This is a genomic window from Xanthobacter sp. DMC47, from assembly GCF_056313845.1.
This window is the reverse complement of record NZ_JBQUZM010000005.1, coordinates 332,048-350,498: the sequence shown is the minus strand read 5'-3', so window position 1 is coordinate 350,498 and position 18,451 is coordinate 332,048. Positions and strand designations below refer to the sequence as shown.

16 protein-coding genes are annotated in these 18,451 nt (G+C 69.3%); 5 read left to right on the top strand and 11 right to left on the bottom strand.

Going from position 1 to position 18,451, the window contains the following annotated elements; genetic code table 11:
- Positions 1 to 2: 2 nt before the first annotated feature.
- From ACT54R_RS21785 to ACT54R_RS21745, 9 genes are all read right to left on the bottom strand, one after another.
- Complete coding sequence (locus ACT54R_RS21785) at positions 3 to 1,532, bottom strand: L-aspartate oxidase (protein ID WP_476329954.1); 1,530 nt, start codon at positions 1,530 to 1,532, stop codon at positions 3 to 5.
- The gene (gene nadA / locus ACT54R_RS21780) at positions 1,529 to 2,554 is read right to left on the bottom strand and encodes a quinolinate synthase NadA (RefSeq protein ID WP_476329951.1); all 1,026 of its coding nucleotides are present in this window, start codon (positions 2,552 to 2,554) and stop codon (positions 1,529 to 1,531) included. Before nadA ends, ACT54R_RS21785 begins: the two co-directional genes overlap by 4 nt.
- A gap of 58 nt (positions 2,555 to 2,612) precedes the next feature.
- Positions 2,613 to 3,542 carry an NUDIX hydrolase gene (locus tag ACT54R_RS21775; RefSeq protein ID WP_476329948.1) on the bottom strand — a complete coding sequence of 310 codons (930 nt, stop codon included), beginning with the start codon at positions 3,540 to 3,542 and terminating at the stop codon, positions 2,613 to 2,615.
- Positions 3,543 to 3,644: 102 nt separating this feature from the next.
- Positions 3,645 to 4,667, bottom strand: coding sequence for a diguanylate cyclase domain-containing protein (locus tag ACT54R_RS21770; protein ID WP_168457351.1), 1,023 nt, complete (start codon positions 4,665 to 4,667; stop codon positions 3,645 to 3,647).
- Positions 4,664 to 5,326: a chemotaxis protein CheB gene (locus ACT54R_RS21765; RefSeq protein ID WP_476330130.1), complete on the bottom strand. Its 663-nt coding sequence runs from the start codon at positions 5,324 to 5,326 to the stop codon at positions 4,664 to 4,666. Before ACT54R_RS21765 ends, ACT54R_RS21770 begins: the two co-directional genes overlap by 4 nt.
- A 40-nt stretch (positions 5,327 to 5,366) precedes the next feature.
- On the bottom strand, positions 5,367 to 5,972 hold the full coding sequence (leuD, locus tag ACT54R_RS21760) for a 3-isopropylmalate dehydratase small subunit (protein ID WP_476329943.1): 606 nt from the start codon (positions 5,970 to 5,972) through the stop codon (positions 5,367 to 5,369).
- 212 nt (positions 5,973 to 6,184) lie between these two features.
- Positions 6,185 to 6,742: a cytochrome b gene (locus tag ACT54R_RS21755; protein ID WP_476329940.1), complete on the bottom strand. Its 558-nt coding sequence runs from the start codon at positions 6,740 to 6,742 to the stop codon at positions 6,185 to 6,187.
- A gap of 77 nt (positions 6,743 to 6,819) precedes the next feature.
- Positions 6,820 to 7,251: a metallopeptidase family protein gene (locus ACT54R_RS21750; RefSeq protein ID WP_168457354.1), complete on the bottom strand. Its 432-nt coding sequence runs from the start codon at positions 7,249 to 7,251 to the stop codon at positions 6,820 to 6,822.
- Positions 7,252 to 7,891: 640 nt separating this feature from the next.
- On the bottom strand, positions 7,892 to 10,525 hold the full coding sequence (locus ACT54R_RS21745) for a ligase-associated DNA damage response DEXH box helicase (RefSeq protein WP_476329936.1): 2,634 nt from the start codon (positions 10,523 to 10,525) through the stop codon (positions 7,892 to 7,894).
- 126 nt (positions 10,526 to 10,651) lie between these two features.
- On the opposite strand from ACT54R_RS21745, the gene ftsW reads away from it, so the two are divergent.
- The 4 genes from ftsW (at position 10,652) to ACT54R_RS21725 (ending at position 15,950) form a co-directional block, all read left to right on the top strand.
- Positions 10,652 to 11,863 carry a putative lipid II flippase FtsW gene (gene ftsW / locus ACT54R_RS21740; protein WP_476329933.1) on the top strand — a complete coding sequence of 404 codons (1,212 nt, stop codon included), beginning with the start codon at positions 10,652 to 10,654 and terminating at the stop codon, positions 11,861 to 11,863.
- 80 nt (positions 11,864 to 11,943) lie between these two features.
- A complete protein-coding gene (gene murG, locus ACT54R_RS21735) occupies positions 11,944 to 13,071 on the top strand; it encodes an undecaprenyldiphospho-muramoylpentapeptide beta-N-acetylglucosaminyltransferase (RefSeq protein WP_476329930.1) in 1,128 nt (375 codons plus the stop codon).
- The gene (murC, locus tag ACT54R_RS21730) at positions 13,068 to 14,480 is read left to right on the top strand and encodes a UDP-N-acetylmuramate--L-alanine ligase (protein ID WP_476329927.1); all 1,413 of its coding nucleotides are present in this window, start codon (positions 13,068 to 13,070) and stop codon (positions 14,478 to 14,480) included. The genes murG and murC overlap by 4 nt, the downstream gene beginning before the upstream one ends.
- 192 nt (positions 14,481 to 14,672) lie before the next feature.
- Positions 14,673 to 15,950, top strand: a complete 1,278-nt coding sequence (locus tag ACT54R_RS21725) for a GGDEF domain-containing protein (RefSeq protein ID WP_476329924.1) — start codon at positions 14,673 to 14,675, stop codon at positions 15,948 to 15,950.
- Positions 15,951 to 15,998: 48 nt separating this feature from the next.
- Here the strand turns inward: ACT54R_RS21725 and ccrA are convergent, their stop codons facing one another.
- Positions 15,999 to 17,282, bottom strand: coding sequence for a crotonyl-CoA carboxylase/reductase (ccrA, locus tag ACT54R_RS21720; RefSeq protein ID WP_168457360.1), 1,284 nt, complete (start codon positions 17,280 to 17,282; stop codon positions 15,999 to 16,001).
- 251 nt (positions 17,283 to 17,533) lie between these two features.
- On the opposite strand from ccrA, the gene ACT54R_RS21715 reads away from it, so the two are divergent.
- Positions 17,534 to 17,770, top strand: coding sequence for a GlsB/YeaQ/YmgE family stress response membrane protein (locus ACT54R_RS21715; protein WP_168457361.1), 237 nt, complete (start codon positions 17,534 to 17,536; stop codon positions 17,768 to 17,770).
- An 83-nt stretch (positions 17,771 to 17,853) separates the two neighbouring features.
- Here ACT54R_RS21715 and ACT54R_RS21710 read toward each other — a convergent pair whose 3' ends face one another.
- Positions 17,854 to 18,213 (bottom strand): hypothetical protein, encoded by a 360-nt coding sequence (locus ACT54R_RS21710; protein WP_476329919.1) that lies wholly within the window; start codon positions 18,211 to 18,213, stop codon positions 17,854 to 17,856.
- Positions 18,214 to 18,451: the final 238 nt, after the last annotated feature.

Here is an 18,451-nt window from a genome sequence, read left to right as displayed (position 1 = left end):
GATCAGGCGAAGGCGAGGTCCGGCACGTGCACGCGCCGGGCGGCGGCGCGCGCTTCGGCGAGGGTGATGCGCGCGCGCCGGGCCACCGGCGCGGTCTGCGGAAAGTCGGTGCGCGCATGGGCGCCGCGGCTTTCGGTGCGGGCGAGGGCGGCGGCCGCCATCATCAGGCCGACACGGGCGGGCGCGGCGGCCGGGGTCGTGCCTTCGGCAAGCGGCAGCAGGCGTTGCAGCGCGCTCGTCAGCCCCTCCGCATCGCGGGTGACACCGACGAGCCGCGAGACGATGGCGCGGGCCGGCGCCGCATCCGCCGCCGGAGGCAAGGCGGAGGGGGCGGGCGTGATGGCCCGTCCGGCCGCCTGCCCGGCGATGCTCTGCGCCACCTCCCGCCCGCACACCACCGCTTCCAGCAGCGAATTGGAGGCGAGGCGATTGGCGCCGTGCAGGCCGGTGGCGGCGCATTCGCCCGCGGCCCAGAGGCCGGGGAGGGTGCTGTGGCCGTGCGCATCCACGGCGATGCCGCCCATGTGGTAGTGCGCGGCGGGGCGGATGGGCACGAGGTCGGTAGCCGGGTCGATCCCGGCGGCGCGGCAGCCCGCCGCCACCTGCGGGAAGCGGGTGGCGAAGCGCGCGCCGAGACTGGCGCGGGCATCGAGGAACACCTCGCGGCCCGCCACCACCTCGCGCCAGACGGCGCGGGCTACGACATCGCGCGGGGCCAGTTCTCTGCCCGGAACACCCTCCAGAATGCGCCGGCCGGAACCGTCGACGATGAGCGCGCCTTCCCCGCGCACCGCCTCGCTGATGAGCGGGAGCGGGCGGGCGGGCGTGGCCAGCGCGGTCGGGTGGAACTGCACGAATTCGAGATCGGCCAGCTCCGCCCCGGCCTCGGCGGCCAGCGCGATTCCCACGCCCCAGGAGGCGACGGGATTGGTGGTGTGCTCGTAGAGCGCGCCGACGCCGCCGGTGGCCAGCACGAGGCGGCGCGTGGCGAGCACCCGCGCGCCCTCGGCCGTGGCCACGAGCAGGCCGCAGACTTCGCCGTCGCGCATCAAGATGCGCCGCGCCTCGCCCAGAACCAGCGTGATGGACGGGCAGGCCCGCGCGGCCTCGGAGAGCGCGCGCACCAACTCGCGCCCTGTACCGTCGCCGTCCGCATGGACGATGCGGCGCCGGCTGTGGGCGGCCTCGAGGCCGAGCAGCAGGCCGCCGGCCGCGTCGCGGTCGAAGCGCACGCCGAGGCGTTCAAGCGCCGCGATGGCGCCTGGCCCGGCGGAGAGGATGCGGCGGGCCGCCTCGGCATCGCAGAGGCCGTCGCCGGCCGCCAGAGTGTCTTCGAGGTGAAGCGCGTCGTCGTCATCCGCCCCGACGCTGGCGGCGATGCCGCCCTGCGCCAGCGGGCTGGAGCCGTCCGCGCCCAAAGGCGCGCGGGTGACGAGCACCACCGGCTCGGGGGCGAGGAAGAGGGCGGCCGCGAGCCCCGCGATGCCGGCGCCGACGATGACGGGCCGGCCGTCCAGCCTGTCCCCGGTCATAGCGCCAGCATCCGCTCGACCGAGGCGCGGGCGCGCTCGGCGACCTCGGGGTCGATGGTGACTTCGTGGAGGTTGTTCTCCAGCGCCGCACGGATGTTGCGGAGCGTGATCTTCTTCATGTGCGGGCAGAGATTGCAGGGGCGCACGAAGTCGATGTCGGGATAGTGGACCGCCACATTGTCCGCCATGGAGCATTCGGTGAGCAGCACCACGCGGGGCGGGCGCTTCTCGCTCACATAGTCGCTCATGGCGGCGGTGGAGCCGGCGAAATCGGCTTCCGCCACCACTTCCGGCGGGCATTCGGGGTGGACGAGCACAGTGACGCCGGGATTGGCCGCGCGCAGCTCGCGCACGTCGGCGGCGGTGAACAGCTCGTGCACCTCGCACTGGCCGGCCCAGGAGATGATGTCGATGCCGGTCTCGGCGGCGACGTTCTTCGCCAGATACTGGTCCGGCAGCATGATGACCTTGGGCACGCCGAAGGATTTCACCACCCGCGCCGCATTGCCCGAGGTGCAGCATACGTCCACCTCGGCCTTCACGGCGGCGGACGTGTTCACATAGGCGATCACCGGCACGCCGGGATGGGCGGCGCGCATCAGGCGCACGTCGGCGGCGGTGATGGAATCGGCCAGCGAGCAGCCCGCCTCCTGATCCGGGATGAGGACAGTCTTGCCCGGATTGAGCAGCTTCGCCGTCTCGGCCATGAAGTAGACGCCGGCAAGCACGATCACGTCCGCATCCACCCGCATGGCCTCGCGGGCCAGGGCCAGGCTGTCGCCCACGATGTCGGCGACGCAGTGGAAGATCTCCGGCGTCTGGTAGTTGTGCGCGAGGATGACGGCGTTGCGCTCGCGCTTCAGCCGGAGGATGGCCTCGGCATCCTCGGCGAGAAAGGCCCAGTCGGCGGGCGGCACCACCCGGCGGACCTTCTCGTAGAGCGGCGCGGTACGGGCGAACGCCGCCGCGAGGGCGTCCGGCGTGGGCGAAACGGGGGCGGCGGAAAGGGCGGATGCGACCATTGTCTATACTCAGTTTGAGCATATGGTGGGCATATGCTTATCCTGAGCATAAGTCTTGTCAAGAGCGTGCGAGGGGCAATTTCGTTCCGGCGAAGGCCCGCTCCTCCACCACCGAATGGCGGAAGCGGAAGAGTTTTGCAGGCCGGCCAAGGGTTTCGGTGGTGGCGCCGCCGGCTTCCTCCACCAGTTCCTGCTGCTCCATCAGCCGGCGAAAATTCTGCTTGTGCAGCGTCCGCCCCGCGATCGCTTCCACGCAGCGCTGCAGCTGGAGCAAAGTGAAGGTGGGCGGCATCAGCTCGAACACCACGGGGCGGTATTTGATCTTCGCCCTCAGCCGCGCAATGGCGGTGGCGAGGATGCGGCGGTGGTCGGCGATCATCGCGCGCCCGGCGCCCGCGGCCTCCTCCCGCCCCTCGCGGCGCAGCCGCTCGGCGACGATTCCCGCCTCGAACAGCAACTCGTAGCGCTGGAGGGTCAGCTCCTCGTTCCAGGCCGCGCCGTCGAGCCCGAAGCTGAGGGCGGAGCGCTGCTTGCGGTGGCTGCGCTCGGCCACCGAGGGGGCGGCCTCGGCCCAGGTTGTGAGGGCCGGCGCGAGCGTCGTCGCGATCACGGGCGGCGCCCCGTCGCGGTGGTCCTCCCACGGGAAATATTCATACCAGCCGTGCCACTCGGCGGCGCCGGCGGTGGCGGCCTGCTCGCGGGCGAGGCCGAGATAGGAGATGGAGATGGTGCGCGCCGCGCTCTCCGCTCCGGCGCGGTCCTTGTCGGCGAAGGTGTAGAGCTGCTCCAGATAGCCGAGGGGATGGTGGGTGCGCTGCTCCACCCAGTCGCGCAACCCCTGCTGGAGCGAGCGGTGGGCCAGCTCGAACGGGCCAGAGGGAAGGGCGGAGCCGTGCTCCACCGTCATCACCCGCGGCTCGCCGCCCGTCACCGCGGCGAGCACGGCGATCAGGTCCACGACGACGGATCGGCTGGCGGACTTCGGCATGAAGCTCCCGAACGGCGGCGCGCGAGCGAACCGCCCGCGCTCTCCCGGATATCATGGCCGCGTCGGGCTGCGAAGGCGCGTGGCGGGCGTTCGGGGATCGGCTCAGGCGGACTGCACCGCCGGCCGGGCGATGGCGATGCGCACGCCGTCCTTGCCCTGCTGCTTCACCTCGTACATGGCCGTATCGGCGAGGCGGATCAGCTCGGTCTCGTCCGTGGCGTGGCGCGGATAGAGCGCGATGCCGATGCTGGCACCGACGCTGACCGTATAGGCCTGGTCGTTGTAGGAGACGACATAGGGCTCGCGCAGCACCTCGCACAGGCGCTGGCCCTGGGCGTGGGCGGCATCGCCATCGGTGAGGTCCACCATGATGACGGCGAATTCGTCGCCGGACAGGCGGACGGCGAAATCCTCCTGCCGCAGGTTGCCGCGCAGGCGGTTGGCGATGGCGCAGAGCAGCTTGTCGCCCACGCCGTGGCCGTGCCGGTCGTTGACCTGCTTGAAGCCGTCGATGTCGATGTAGAGCAGCGCGAACTCCCGCCCGTGGCGCTGCGCCTGGGCGCGCGCACGGGTCAGGTGCTCCACGAACAGGATGCGGTTGCCAAGGCCCGTGAGGGCATCGTGGGTCGCCATGTGGCGGATCTGCTTCTCGACCCGGCGGCGCTCCTCGATCTCGATCTCCAGCTGCCGGTTGCGCTTCTCCAGCTCCTCCAGCGCGCCCTTGAGGCGCAGCTTGGAGATGTGCAGGTCGAGGAAGACCGTGACCTTGGAGAGGAGCACGGCGTCGTTGATGGGCTTGGCGATGTAGTCCACCGCGCCGAAGGTGTAGCCCTTCAGCCGGTTGATGTCGTCGTGATAGGCGGCGGACACGAAGACGATGGGGATGTCGCAGGTGGCCGGATCGTTGTTGAGCAGGGAGGCGACCTCGAACCCGTCCATGTCCGGCATCTGCACGTCGAGCAGGATCAGCGCGAACCGGTGGTCGAGGCAGAGCGCCAGCGCCTCGTTGCCCGAATGGGCCTCGTAGATCTCGGCCTTCACCGGCGCCAGCAGGCGGCGCATGCCCACGAGGTTCGCGCGCACGTCGTCGACGACGAGAATCTTGGGCAGGTCGGCCACGCTCATTCGGCCATCCTCGCTGACGGGGTCATCCTCGCTGGCCCGGGCATGCCGGCGGTCCGGCCGAAGGCGTTGAGCGCCTCGGCGAGCGCGGACAACGGGGCGCAGAGATCCGCGCCGGCGCACCGCAGGGCCGCCAACGGCATGGTATCGACCTCGGCTTCCGACGGCTCCTGCACGAAGGCACGGCCTCCCAGTTCGCGAATGCGCTTCAGTCCTTCCGCCCCGTCGCTGCTGGCACCGGTGAGGACCACGCCAGCCAGAGCGTCGCCGTAGGCCTCGGCGGCGCTGGCGAACAGAACGTCGATTGAAGGACGCGAATAGCACACCCGCGCCTCCACCGAGAGTGAAAAACAGCGGTCCCGCCCCACCTCCAAGTGGTAACCGCTAGGGGCGACATGGACAAGGCCACCCGCGAGGGGGCAGCGCTCCTGCGCCAGGACGACGCGCCGGCCAGAGAGGCGGGTGAGGATGTCGGGGAGCAGGTCCGGCCCATCCGCGCCCACATGATTGACCACGGCGATGCCGACATCCGGCCTGGGGCCGAGCACGGCAAGGAGACGGCCGAGCGCCGCAGGTCCGCCCGCCGACGCGCCGATCACGATGGCGCAGGGTGCGGGCCGCACGTCCGCGCGTCTGGGGGAGGGGGTCGGGGATGGCTCCATCACCCGACCATCCTGTCAGCGGGGCGGCCGGCTCACGGCGTCACAGCCAGGGCTGCTCGGCGCCCTTGGCGGTCTCGTACTGGTCGATGGCCGGCGCCTTCTGGAGGGTGAGGCCGATGTCGTCCAGACCCTCGACCAGGCAGCGCTTGCGGAAGGGGTCTATCTCGAACTTGACCACGCCGCCGTCCGGCCCGCGGATTTCCTGCGCCGGCAGGTCGATGGTGAGGGTGGCGTTGGCGCCGCGCTCGGCGTCGTCGAACAGCTTGTCCAGATCATCCTTGGAGACGACGATGGGCAGGATGCCGTTCTTGAAGCAGTTGTTGTAGAAGATATCGGCGAACGACGTGGAGATCACGCAGCGGATGCCGAAGTCGAGCAGCGCCCACGGCGCGTGCTCGCGCGAGGAGCCGCAGCCGAAATTGTCGCCGGCGACGAGGATCTTCGAGGAGCGGTAGGCGGGCTGGTTCAGCACGAAGGCGGGGTTCTCGGCGCCATCGTCGAGATAGCGCATCTCGGAGAACAGCCCCTTGCCGAGGCCGGTGCGCTGGATCGTCTTCAGATACTGCTTGGGGATGATCATGTCGGTATCGACATTGACCAGCTTCATCGGCGCCGCGACGCCCTCCAGGACCGTGAACTTCTCCATGGGACCTTCTGCCTTGTCTCGTCTGCCGGATCGTGTCCGCCGGGGTTCAGTGGCCGAAAACCCGGCGGCGCCGCCCGCATAGAATAGCGCGCCGGGCACGCCCCATGAGGCGCGCCCGCGACGATCATCCATAACAGGCACGCCCGGCCTTGCACAGCGCCTTGGCCCGGCGCTTGGGTCCGGCGCTTTTGGCCCTGCGGGCATGCGCCCGTTCAGGGGGCGAGGCGCTCCGGCAGCATGCGCTTCAGCACGTCATCCTTGAGCACCACGTGGTGGAGCACGGCCGCTGCCGCATGCAGCACGGCCAGCACGATGACGGCGTTGGCCATCAGCTCGTGGATCTCCTGCACCTGCTTGCCCAGATCGCGATTGACCGCGATGGGCGAGGGGATGGTGAAGAGGGAGAAGAAGGACACTTCGTTGCCGCGCAGGAAGGCGAGGTAGACGCCGAGCACGAGCGTGGCGATGAGCGCGAGATAGAGCAGCCCGTGCACGATGTGGGAGGCGATGGCCACCGGGCGGCTGATCTGTGCGGACGCCGGCGGGTTGCGCCCGAAGATGCGGACGGGAATGCGCACCGCCACCAGAGCGATGAGCAGCAGGCCGACCGAGATATGGACCCACCACACCATGCCCCGCGCCGGCGTGCCGCGCGCGAAGAACTGCTCCAGATAGGTGACGCCGAACGCCGTGAACACCGCGATGGCGGTGAGCCAGTGGAGGGCGCGCAGGGCCGGCCCGTAACGGGTCAGGCTGGGATCGACGGGCATGGTAGGGCCTCCTGTTTGGAGTCATTCTAGAAAATGGATGGCCCGGGTCCAGCGCCAAGGCGGCGTTTTCCCTGCGGTCAATTGGCCCGGTCCTCGATGGCCTCCATGTCGTCGTCGCTGAGGCCAAAGTGATGGCCGATCTCGTGCACCAGCACATGGGTGACGACGTCGCCGAGGGTTTCCTCGTTCTCCGCCCAGTAGTCGAGGATGGGGCGCCGATAGAGGAAGATCATGTTGGGCATCTGTCCGGTCTGGGCCACCGCCCCGCCCTGCGCCCGGCCGACGCCGTGGAACAGGCCCAGCAGATCGAAGGGGGTCTCGGCGCCCAGTTCGTCCAGCACCTCGTCGGTGGGAAAGTCCTCCACCTTGATGACCAGCCCCTGGCAGAGGGCGCGGAACGAACCCGGCAAAGCGGCGAAAGCCTCTTCCGCCAGCTGCTCCAGTTCTTCGAGCCCGGGGGCCTCCACATCGCGCCATCGGTTCTTCGACGGTACGCCGGTCAACGACATGCTTCCCCTCCTGCCGGTTACATCCGCGTTACTTCATTTTGCGCCGCAACATCACGAACCGCTGAAGTCGTGGCCGGCGGTGACTTTGGCCGGTCCGGCGTCACGGACCCGTGACTTTCCTGAACACTTCGTTAACGCAAGCATCAAACAGGGTTCAGGGTGACTTGGTTAAGGAACTCTTAATCCACCTGCATCGTTGTCGGTGCAGAACGGGATCTTACGGGATCTGGGAGTTAAGCCATGCTTCGCAAGCTTGCTGTCACCGGGGCTCTGGTGTCCATCCTTGGTATCGCTGCGTTTTTCGCCCCGCACGAGGCGAGCGCGGCGTCGGTCGCCACCGTGGTGGGCACGATCTTCTGAGTCCGAGGAAGATTGCGCGGGCCTTTTGTGCCCCGGTCGATCACGCGATTGTGACTGAACTGGAGCCGGTTCAAAGTTGCTCGTCTCTTGGATGCAACAGCTCCGAATTGTCTTCGCAGGTGCGAAATGCGCCGCGGGGATGGAACGCGGCGTGCCGCAGAGGCTTGCCGTGACGGGATTTCGTGTGCCTGAGCGCTGCGGTCCGGACGGCCGCCGGCGGATGCCCTGATTCGCGCGGAGAGCGGCTGGGAGAACGCCTGACTTGGCGAAATCCCCAGCTTCATTCCGTCGCCGCCCGCACCAGTTCCTCCTCCGCCTCGGCGAGCAGCGCCTCGTTGGCATCGCCACCCACGCTCTCGCGCCCGATCTCCAGCAATACCGGCACGGCCAAAGGCGACACCCGCGGTAGGGGCTGGTGGACCACGCGGCCACGGATGCGCGCCAGCATCTCCCCGAGGCGCTTCACGTCCAGCAGCCCAGTGGCCGCATCCGCCCGAGCGGCGCGCAGCAGCAGATGGTCCGGCTCGTGCCGGCGCAGCACGTCATAGATGAGGTCGGTGGAGACGGTGACCTGCCGCGAGGTCTTCTCCTTGCCCGGAAACCGCCGCTCGATGAGCCCGGCGATGACTGCGCAATAGCGGAATGTCCGCTTCATCAGCGCGCTTTCGGCGAGCCATGCCTCCAGATCGTCGCCCAGCATGTCCTGATCGAACAGATCGTCCAGCGAGAGCCGGCCCTGGCTGATGGCGGCACCCATGTCGCCGGCCGCATAGACGGCGAGGGCATAGTCGTTGGCGACGAAGCCCAGCGGCTTCAGCCGGGCGCGCTCCAGCCGGCGGGTGAGGAGCATCCCGAGCGTCTGGTGGGCCAGCCGCCCCTCGAACGGGTAGGTGACGAGATAGTAGCGCCCGGAGCGCTCGAAGGTCTCCACCAGCAGATCGTCCCGGCCCGGCAGGCGGGACTTGGCCTTCTGCAGTTCCAGCCACTCGCGCACCTGCGGCGGCAGCGCCGCCCACCGTTCCGGCGCGGAGAGGAGCGCCCGCACGCCGGCCGCGAGGAAGGTGGACAAGGGAAACTTGCCGCCCGCATAGGCCGGCACCTTGGGCTCGGTGGCGCTGGTGCGGGAGACATACACCTCATCCTCCACCAGCACCTCGTAGCGCAGGATTTCCCCGGCGAAGACGAAGGTGTCGCCGGGCACCAGCGTCTCGACGAAATATTCCTCCACCTCGCCCAAAAGCCGTCCGCCGAACCGGACCCTACCCGCCACCCCGGTCTTCGCCGCGCCGCGCGCCGAGACGAGGCGCACCTTGAGCATGGAGGCCTCCACGATGGTGCCCACATTCAGCCGGTAGGCCTGCGCGATCATGGGATTGGCGACGCGCCACAGGCCGTCCTTCGTCCGGCGGATCTTGGCGTAGCGCTCATAGGCGCGCAGCGCGTAGCCGCCGGTGGCGACGAAATCCAGCGCGGCATCGAAGTCTTCGCGCGGGAGGGCGCGATAGGGCGCGGCGGAGCGCACCTCGCCATAGAGCGCATCGGCGGAGAAGGGCGCGGCGCAGGCCATGCCGAGGATGTGCTGGGCCAGCACGTCGAAGGCACCCTGCCGCTCCGGCGGCGTGTCCTGCGCCCCCACCTTCACCGCCTCCAGCGCCGCACGGCATTCCAGCACCTCGAACCGGTTGGCCGGGATCAGCACGGCGCGGGAGGGCTCGTCCAGCCGGTGGTTGGCGCGGCCGATGCGCTGCATGAGGCGGGAGGAACCCTTCGGGGCTCCCACATTGATAACGAGGTCCACATCGCCCCAGTCGATGCCGAGGTCGAGGGAAGAGGTGGCGACCACCGCTTTGAGTTTCCCAGCCGCCATGGCGGCCTCGACCCGGCGTCGCTGCTCCACGGCCAGCGAGCCATGGTGGAGCGCGATGGGGTAATCGAGGTCGTTGATGCGCCAGAGTTCCTGAAACAGGAATTCCGCCTGCCAGCGGGTGTTCACGAAGACGAGGGACAGCTTGTTGGCGCCGATCAGCTCGTAGATCTCGGCGAAGGCGTGCTGGGCCGTGTGGCTTGCCCACGGCATCCGTGCCCGGCTCTCCAGCATGGAGATGTCCGGCGCCGCGCCGCCCGCCGCGATCACGAGATCGGCGAGGGCGGGCTCGGCCTTTTCCTCGTCCTGCGGCACCAGATAGCGCCTGAGGTCGTCCGGCTCGGCGACGGTGGCGGACAGGCCGACGCATTGCAGGCCGGGGGCGATGGCACGCAGCCGGGCGAGGGCGAGGGAGAGGAGGTCGCCGCGCTTGGAGGTGACGAGGGCGTGCAATTCGTCCAGCACCACGCGCTTCAGGCCGGAGAAGAGGTGCTCCGCATCCTTCGAGGCGAGCAGCAGGGAAATCTGCTCCGGCGTGGTGAGGAGAATGTGCGGCGGGTCGCGCCGCTGCCGCTGGCGGCGCGAGGCGGGCGTGTCGCCGGTGCGGGTCTCGACGCGGATATCGAGCCCCATCTCATCGACCGGGGCTTCCAGATTGCGGGCGATGTCCACCGCCAGCGCCTTCAGCGGCGAGATATAGAGCGTGTGCAGGGGCGAGGCCGGCCGCTCCGCCTGCCAGCGATCGAAGAGGACGGCTTCCGCGCCGGTGGCGGCTTCGCCAGCTTCGGCTATCTGGGGCGCGGCCGGTTTCCGCGTCTTCTTCTTCGGGCGGCTCAGTTCGATCAGGCTCGGCAGGAAACCGGCCAGCGTCTTGCCGGCACCGGTGGGGGCGATGAGCAGCACCGAGCGCCCGCTCTCGGCGGCGGCAATGAGGTCGAGCTGATGCGCACGCGGCGTCCAGCCCCGCGCGCGGAACCAGCCGGCGAACGGCTCGGGAAGGGCGGATGCCCCGGACGGTGTCGCGCTGCGCGCCTTGCTCGCTCTGGCCACGAGCCAAAGATAGGGCGCCGGACACCGTTCCGCGATGCCCTAGGGGTGTCGCAACCATCCTTAATCCGCCGTCAACCAACGCCGGGGCATGGTGCGGGAAATGTCCCGTCCCGGAGTATGCGTCCCATGATGTCGCGCGCCGACCGCACCGTCTTGAGCGAATGGTGGTGGACGGTGGACCGCGCCCTGCTCGCAAGCCTCGGCGGGCTGATGGTGATCGGCATCATCCTCTGCCTCGCCGCGAGCCCGGCCGTGGCGGCCCGCCTGAACATCGCCGATCCGTTCCATTTCGTGAACCGGCAGGTGCTGTTCCTCATCCCCGCCGCGGTGGTGATGATCGCCACCTCCTTCCTCTCGCCGCGGACCATCCGGCGCACCTGCGTCGTGGTGTTCTGCGTGTTCTTCGTCCTGCTGCTGGCGACGCTGGTGTTCGGCCCGGAGGTGAAGGGCGCGCGGCGCTGGCTCACCATCGCGGGCATCACCCTGCAGCCGTCGGAATTCATCAAGCCGGCCTTCGTCGTCCTCGCCGCCTGGCTGTTCGCCGAGAGCACCAAGCGGCCGGAGATGCCGGCGACGCTGTTCGCCTTCCTGCTGCTTGGCAGCGTGCTCGGCCCGCTGGTGAAACAGCCGGACTTCGGCCAGAGCCTGCTCATCTGCCTCGTCTGGTCGGCCCTGTTCTTCCTCGCCGGCCTGCGCTGGATCTGGATGGTGGGGCTGGTCGGCGTCGGCGCGGGCGGCGGCTTCATCGCCTACATGACGGTCGCCCACGTGCAGAAGCGCATCAACCGCTTCCTCAACCCGGATTCCGGCGACACCTACCAGATCGACGCGGCGCTGAACTCGTTCAGGAGCGGCGGCTGGTTCGGCACCGGCCCCGGCGAGGGCACCATGAAGCGGATGCTCCCGGACGGCCACACGGACTTCGTGTTCGCGGTGGCGGGCGAGGAGTTCGGCATCATCCTGTGCCTCATCATCCTCGCCCTGTTCGCCTTCATCCTGCTGCGCTCGCTCTCGCGCGCCTCCAAGGAGAGCGATCCTTTCACCCGCTTCGCCATCACCGGCCTTGCGCTGCTGTTCAGCCTGCAGGCCTCCATCAACATGGCGGTGAACGTCCATATCGCGCCGGCCAAGGGCATGACGCTGCCCTTCATCTCATATGGCGGCTCCTCGCTCATCTCGATTGCCTTCGGAATGGGAATGCTGCTCGCCCTCTCGCGCAAGCGGCCCGGTGCCGCCGCACTGGCGCGGCTCAGCGAGGGGCATGGCGATGCGCGACGGGGCGAAAGCCTCGCCCGTCCGGTGGCACCGCCGCCCGCAGCGGTGGCGGACCCGGCCTGAGCGCAGGCTTGAGCGAAGGTCGCGCGGACGCGGAACCGCCGCATTGCCGGGGCACTGCCGCACGCGACCCGGAGGGTAATGTGACCGATCTCGTCCTTCTCGCTGCCGGCGGCACCGGCGGCCACCTGTTTCCGGCCGAGGCGCTGGCCGCCGTACTGACCCGGCAGGGCTTCACGGTGGACCTCGCCACCGACGCCCGCGCCGCCCGCTATGCCGGGCATTTCCCGGCGCGGGAACTGCACGTGCTGCCGGCCGACACGGTGCGCGGGCGCTCGCCCATCTCGCTCGCCCGCACCGGCCTCGCGCTCGCCTCCGGCTTCGTCTCCAGCCTCGCCTTGCTGCGCCGCGTGAAGCCGGTGGCGGTGGTGGGCTTCGGCGGCTATCCCACCGTGCCGCCGCTGCTGGCGGCGAGCTTTTCCGGCGTGCCGAGCATCGTGCATGAGGCGAACGGCGTGATGGGCCGGGCCAACCGGATGCTGGCGCGGCGCGTCACCGCCATCGCCACCGGCTTTCCCGGCGTGGTGGATGCCGATCCCGCGCTCAAGGCCAAGGCGGTGTGGACGGGCAATCCCCTGCGCCCCGCCGCCATCGCTGCCGCGGCCGCGCCCTACGAGCCGCCGGTTCCCGGCGGCGACCTCCATGTGCTCGTCTTCGGCGGCAGCCAGGGCGCACGGGTGATGTCCGATGTGGTGCCGCAGGCCGTTGAGCGGCTCGGCGCCGATCTGCGCGCCCGCCTCGTCCTCGTCCAGCAGGCGCGGGAGGAGGATCTGGAGCGGGTCACCGCCACCTATGCCCGGCTCGGCGTGCGGGCCGAGGTGAAGACCTTCTTCGACGACCTGCCGGCGCGCATGGCGCGCGCCCATCTCGTCATCTCCCGCTCCGGCGCCGGCACGGTGGCCGAGCTTGCCGCGCTGGGCCGGCCCTCTATCCTCGTGCCGCTGCCCCACGCGCTCGATCAGGACCAGGCCGCCAACGCCCGCACCCTCGCCGAGGTGGGCGCGGCGCTGGTGCTGCGGCAGGTGGAATTCGAGCCGGACCGGCTGGCACTGGAACTCAATACCTTTGCCAGCGAACCCGCATCATTGACGCGCATGGCCGAACGGGCCAGAAGCCAGAGCGTGCTTGACGCCGCCGAGCGGCTGGGCGGTCTCGTCCGGCATCTGGCGGGCGGCGGCGCGGTCGCAACCTTCAGGGGAAACAGCGCATGAAGCTGCCGTCCGGCCTCGGCTCCATCCACTTCGTCGGCATCGGCGGCATCGGCATGAGCGGCATCGCCGAGGTGCTGCACAATCTCGGCTACGAGGTGCAGGGCTCGGACGTGGCCGACAGCGCCAACGTGAAGCGCCTGCGCGAGCACGGCATCAAGGTGATGATCGGCCACGCCGCCGCCAATGTGGACGACGCGGACGTGGTGGTGGTCTCCTCCGCCATCAAGCGCGACAATCCCGAACTGATGGCCGCCCGCGCCAAGCGCCTGCCCGTGGTGCGCCGCGCCGAGATGCTGGCCGAGCTGATGCGGCTGAAGAGCTGCGTCTCCATCGCCGGCACCCACGGCAAGACCACCACCACCTCGCTGGTGGCCACCCTGCTCGACGCCGGCAATTTCGACCCCACCGTCATCAATGGCGGCATCATCAACGCCTACGGCACCAATGCCCGCCTCGGCGATGGCAACTGGATGGTGGTGGAAGCGGACGAGAGCGACGGCACCTTCCTGAAGCTGCCCACGGAAGTCGCCATCGTCACCAATGTGGACCCCGAGCACCTCGACCACTTCAAGACCTTCGACAAGGTGCAGGAGGCGTTCAAGGCGTTCGTGGAGAACGTGCCCTTCTACGGCTTCGCGGTGATGTGCATCGACCATCCCGTGGTGCAGGCGCTGGTGGGCCGCATCGAGGACCGCCGCGTCATCACCTATGGCGAAAACCCGCAGGCCGACGTGCGCCTGGTGGACGTGGACCTCAAGGGCGGTGTCACCAAGTTCGGCGTGGTGTTCCGCAACCGCGCGGGCGAGACCGTGCACGAGATCCGCCGCCTGCGCCTGCCCATGCCCGGCAAGCACAATGCGCTGAATGCCACCGCCGCCATCGCGGTGGCGCACGAACTGAAGGTGCCGGACGAGAAGATCATCGAGGCGCTCTCCGCGTTCGGCGGCGTGAAGCGGCGCTTCACCCGCACCGGCGAGTGGAACGGCGTGACGGTGTTCGACGATTACGGCCACCACCCGGTGGAGATCGCCGCCGTGCTCAAGGCGGCCCGCGCGGCGAGCGAGGGGCAGGTGATTGCCGTGGTGCAGCCGCACCGCTACAGCCGCCTCGCCTCGCTGTTCGACGAATTCTGCACCTGCTTCAACGATGCCGACCACGTGGTGGTGGCACCCGTCTACACGGCCGGCGAGGCACCCATCGAGGGCGCCGACCGGGACCATCTCGTGCAGGGCCTCATCGCCCACGGCCACCGCTCGGTGACGGCGCTGGATGGGCCGGAGCAGTTGGCGGGTATCGTCTCCGGCCTCGCCAAGCCGGGCGATTACGTGATCTGCCTCGGTGCCGGCTCCATCTCGGGCTGGGCCTACGCGCTTCCGGGAGAGTTGCAGTCGCTGAAGCCTGCAGCCTGAAGGCGTTCCGCCGAAATATGAGGACGCTCCCGGCTTCTGCCGCCGGGTGATCTGCGTATAGACTGCCGAGGCAATGCCGGGCCGGGGGGCGCCTGCATCGCGGGGGGCTTGCGTCTTGGGGACGGCAGCGGCAGTGGCACCGCAGCGGGATCGACCTTCGCGTCCGGCGCGGGGCATCCGGGAGGGCGGGGCATGACCCTCTCCGGCTTGTTCTTCACCACCCTCGACGTGCGCACCCTGTTCCGCCTGATGTTTCTGGCGGATCTCGTGGTCTGCCTGCTGCTGCTCGGCTATCGCGAGACGGGAACCAAGCAGCGTCTCATCCGCCGCTTCGTGTTCGCGCGGGTGCTGCACGGCGTCGCCTGCCTGCTCATCAGCCTGCGCGGCGACATCTCCGCGCTCGCCTCGATCTATCTGGCCAACATCACCATCTTCTTCGGCTTCGCGCTGGAGATCTCGACCATCATTGGTGCGCGCGTGCGCCGGCGCGGCGTCACGGCGCTGCTGTTCTGCGTTGCGGCGCTGGGCAGCGTGGTCTTCGTCCTCGCGGCCACCACGCCGGGGCTCTACGTGGGCTATGCCGCCACCGTGATCAGCGCGCTGTTCGGCGTGGCGTTCGCGGTGCTGGCGGGGGATGCGGAGGGCTCGCGCCTCCAGCGCATCATCGCCGGCTTCTATCTGCTCGTGGCGGTCTCCTTCCTGTTGCGCGCCTATGCCGGCTTCGGCGCCGGGCTGACGGTGCTGGACGCGCCGCCCGTGCAGTCGTTCGGGCTGCTGGTGATGTTCGGCTATTGCGTGGGCGGTGGAGTCGGTTTCCTGCTGCTGCTGAAGGAGGACGTGGACCGCCGGCTGTTTCGCGCGGCCACCATCGATTCCCTCACCGGCATTCTCAACCGCCGCGCCTTCTTCGAGGCCGCGCGCGAGCGGCTCGCCCGGGCGGCGGAGCGGGCGGAGCCGGTCTCCCTGCTGCTGGTGGACATCGATCACTTCAAGCGCGTCAACGACACCTTCGGCCATCCGGCGGGCGATGAGGTGCTCGCCGCCGTCACCGAACGCCTGGGCCGCGCGCTCAGGGCCAATGATCTGTTCGGCCGGGTGGGCGGCGAGGAGTTCGCGGTGCTGCTGCCCGAGGCGGAAGCGGAGGCCGTCGCCGTGGCGGAGCGTCTGCGGCTTTCGGTCCGCGGGCTGACGACGCCGGCGACCCGGCGTCTCGACTGCAGCGTCAGCATTGGCTGCGCCAGCGTCCCGGCCGGGGAGAGCGCCAGCATCGAGACGCTGTTCCGGCGGGGCGACGCCGGCCTCTATGCCGCCAAGCGCGGCGGGCGCAATCGCGTGGTGGCGGCGGCGCCGGACCTCGCGACGCTCGAGATGGCCGCGGAGAGCGCCGGCCCGTCTGCGGCGCCGCGGCCGGCCGATGGCACCGAACTGTCCTTCGCGAACGAAGAGGGCCGCGGCGTGCCGCGGCCCTGAGATCGTCCTCGATGGCGGGGAAGGGCGGGCGCGCAAGCGCGCCCCGCCTCACTTCTTCGGCAGGGCCTCCAGCACGTCGTCGAACGTGCGCAGGCCGGTGCGGGGGGAGTTCACCAGCACCGCCATGTTGCCGGGGGCGTGCTGGTTCTTCCACATCTTGGTGTGCGCCTCGGGGATGCGGTCCCACGGGAACACTTCCGACATGCAGGGGTCCACGCGCCGGTCGATGATGAAGTTGTTGGCGGCGGAGGCCTGCTTGAGGTGGGCGAAATGCGAGCCCTGGATGCGCTTCTGGCGCATCCACACGTAGCGGGCGTCGAACGTGATGTTGAAGCCGGTGGTGCCGGCGCAGAACACGATCATGCCGCCGCGCTTGCCCACCAGCGTCGACACCGGGAAGGTGCTCTCGCCGGGGTGCTCGAACACGATGTCCACGTCGCGCTTGCCGGTGATGTCCCAGATGGCCTTGCCGAACTTGCGGGCTTCCTTGAGCCACTCCGCATATTCCGGCGAGTTCACCGTGGGCAGCTGGCCCCAGCACTTGAAGTCCTTGCGGTTGATGACGCCCTTGGCGCCGAGGCCGAGCACGTAGTCGCGCTTGGTCTCGTCCGAGATGACGCCGATCACGTGCGCGCCGGAGGCGGCGGCGAGCTGCACGCCGAACACGCCGAGGCCGCCCGAGGCACCCCACACCAGCACGTAGTCACCCGGCTTCACCGTGTGCGGCGGGTGGCCGAACAGCATGCGATAGGCGGTGGCCATGGTGAGGGTGTAGCAGGCGCTCTCCTCCCAGGTGAGGTGCTGGGGGCGCGGCATGAGCTGGCGGGCCTGCACGCGGCAGAACTGGCCGAAGGAGCCGTCCGGCGTCTCGTAGCCCCAGATGCGCTGGGAGGGGGAGAACATCGGATCGCCGCCGTTGCACTCCTCGTCGTCCCCGTCGTCCTGGTTGCAGTGGACGACCACCTCGTCGCCCACCTTCCAGCGCTTCACCTTGGAACCGACGGCCCAGACGATGCCCGAGGCATCCGAGCCGGCGACGTGGAACGGCGCCTTGTGCACGTCGAACGGGGAGATCGGCTGGCCGAGGCCGGCCCAGATGCCGTTGTAGTTGACGCCCGCGGCCATCACGAGGACGAGCACGTCGTTCTCGCCGAGCTCCCAGGTGGGCACCACTTCGAGCTGGAACGACTGCTCCGGCGGACCGTGGCGGTCGCGGCGGATGGTCCAGGCATACATGTTGGCAGGCACGTGGCCGAGCGGCGGAATTTCGCCGAGCTCATAAAGGTCCTTCACCGGTCCCTCGTTCGTATTGGCGGCTGCCGTCTGGGCCATGGCTGTCGTCCTCTCCTGGTGTGGACCGTTCGGTCGCGTCGTTTTAGTCCCTATCTCGCAATGCAGCGTAGCAGAGAAAAAATCCAAGGCGAGAGCCATTCTCAACCCCGACATTCGGCCATGTGGCGCTGCGGCACTGGAGAATGGGCGTCCACGGCCCCGCTGGCGTTTCCGGCGGCGGCGCGCCCCGCTAGAGTGGCGGTGTTCCGCGCCGGACGGCCGGCGTCGATACAGGGGATGGGGAGTAGGTCATGGGCATCATCTGGATGATTATCGTCGGCGCGATCGCCGGCTTCCTCGCGGGCCAGCTCTTCCAGGGCTACGGCTTCGGCCTTGTGGGCAACATCGCCGTGGGCATCGTCGGCGCCATCATCGGCGGCTTCCTGTTCGGCGGCGTGATCCTGGTCGGGGGCGTGATCGGCCAGATCATTTCCGCGACCATCGGCGCGGTGATCCTGCTGTTCGTCATCTCGCTGGTGAAGCGCTAGCGCGAAGCGCCGCCGCCGGCCCCGTGCTGCACCATCGTCCGGGGCGGCACGGCGCCAGGACCGGCGCCCGATAGCGCGGCGGCTCAAGAGGCCTTCTGGACGTCCTCGCGCTGGAAGGCGATGCCGCACTTCTTCTGGATGGAGACCTGCTCGATGGCGTCCATCTCGCCCTTGAGCCGCGCCAGCTCCGCCGTCTGCGCATCGTCGCCGCCCACCAGGAAGGCGGCGGGCCAGAAGATGACCACGGCCACCGTGGTCGCCACCGCGTCGCTGGTCGCCCGGTTGTTCTGGGCGCCGGTGAGGGCGATGGCGCGGGCCGAGATGCGCTCGGCCTCCTGTGCGAGCTGCTGGCAGCTGTAGCTCTGGAACTGCATCGGCGAGACATAGGCCGCCGAGACCTTGTCAGCGGTTTTCGCGCATGCGGCAGCCGCCAGCGCCGCCATGAGACCACCACCGTCCGCACCGCGCCCCCCGTTCCCTGCCGCCGGTTCCGAAACAGGGGAAGGCTAGCATCAATACAACTAAAAAGAGAATATATTTAATAATGCAATCATAATGATCGGCGCTGGGGCTGCGGAGGCGGTCGAATCGTGGGCGAATGGCGGCCGGTGGCGGCGTCCTGCGCCGGCCGGGGGCCGCCCGGTATTGGATAAATTTCCCATCGACGGCGCGCGCATTGCG

What these genes read in the sequence shown, in the direction of transcription:
- ACT54R_RS21785 (WP_476329954.1), bottom strand. Translation starts at nt 1,532, where the DNA reads ATGACCGGGGACAGGCTGGACGGCCGGCCCGTCATCGTCGGCGCCGGC.
- nadA (WP_476329951.1), bottom strand. Translation starts at nt 2,554, where the DNA reads ATGGTCGCATCCGCCCTTTCCGCCGCCCCCGTTTCGCCCACGCCGGAC.
- ACT54R_RS21775 (WP_476329948.1), bottom strand. Translation starts at nt 3,542, where the DNA reads ATGCCGAAGTCCGCCAGCCGATCCGTCGTCGTGGACCTGATCGCCGTG.
- ACT54R_RS21770 (WP_168457351.1), bottom strand. Translation starts at nt 4,667, where the DNA reads ATGAGCGTGGCCGACCTGCCCAAGATTCTCGTCGTCGACGACGTGCGC.
- ACT54R_RS21765 (WP_476330130.1), bottom strand. Translation starts at nt 5,326, where the DNA reads ATGGAGCCATCCCCGACCCCCTCCCCCAGACGCGCGGACGTGCGGCCC.
- leuD (WP_476329943.1), bottom strand. Translation starts at nt 5,972, where the DNA reads ATGGAGAAGTTCACGGTCCTGGAGGGCGTCGCGGCGCCGATGAAGCTG.
- ACT54R_RS21755 (WP_476329940.1), bottom strand. Translation starts at nt 6,742, where the DNA reads ATGCCCGTCGATCCCAGCCTGACCCGTTACGGGCCGGCCCTGCGCGCC.
- ACT54R_RS21750 (WP_168457354.1), bottom strand. Translation starts at nt 7,251, where the DNA reads ATGTCGTTGACCGGCGTACCGTCGAAGAACCGATGGCGCGATGTGGAG.
- ftsW (WP_476329933.1), top strand. Translation starts at nt 10,652, where the DNA reads ATGATGTCGCGCGCCGACCGCACCGTCTTGAGCGAATGGTGGTGGACG.
- murC (WP_476329927.1), top strand. Translation starts at nt 13,068, where the DNA reads ATGAAGCTGCCGTCCGGCCTCGGCTCCATCCACTTCGTCGGCATCGGC.
- ACT54R_RS21725 (WP_476329924.1), top strand. Translation starts at nt 14,673, where the DNA reads ATGACCCTCTCCGGCTTGTTCTTCACCACCCTCGACGTGCGCACCCTG.
- ccrA (WP_168457360.1), bottom strand. Translation starts at nt 17,282, where the DNA reads ATGGCCCAGACGGCAGCCGCCAATACGAACGAGGGACCGGTGAAGGAC.
- ACT54R_RS21715 (WP_168457361.1), top strand. Translation starts at nt 17,534, where the DNA reads ATGGGCATCATCTGGATGATTATCGTCGGCGCGATCGCCGGCTTCCTC.
- ACT54R_RS21710 (WP_476329919.1), bottom strand. Translation starts at nt 18,213, where the DNA reads ATGGCGGCGCTGGCGGCTGCCGCATGCGCGAAAACCGCTGACAAGGTC.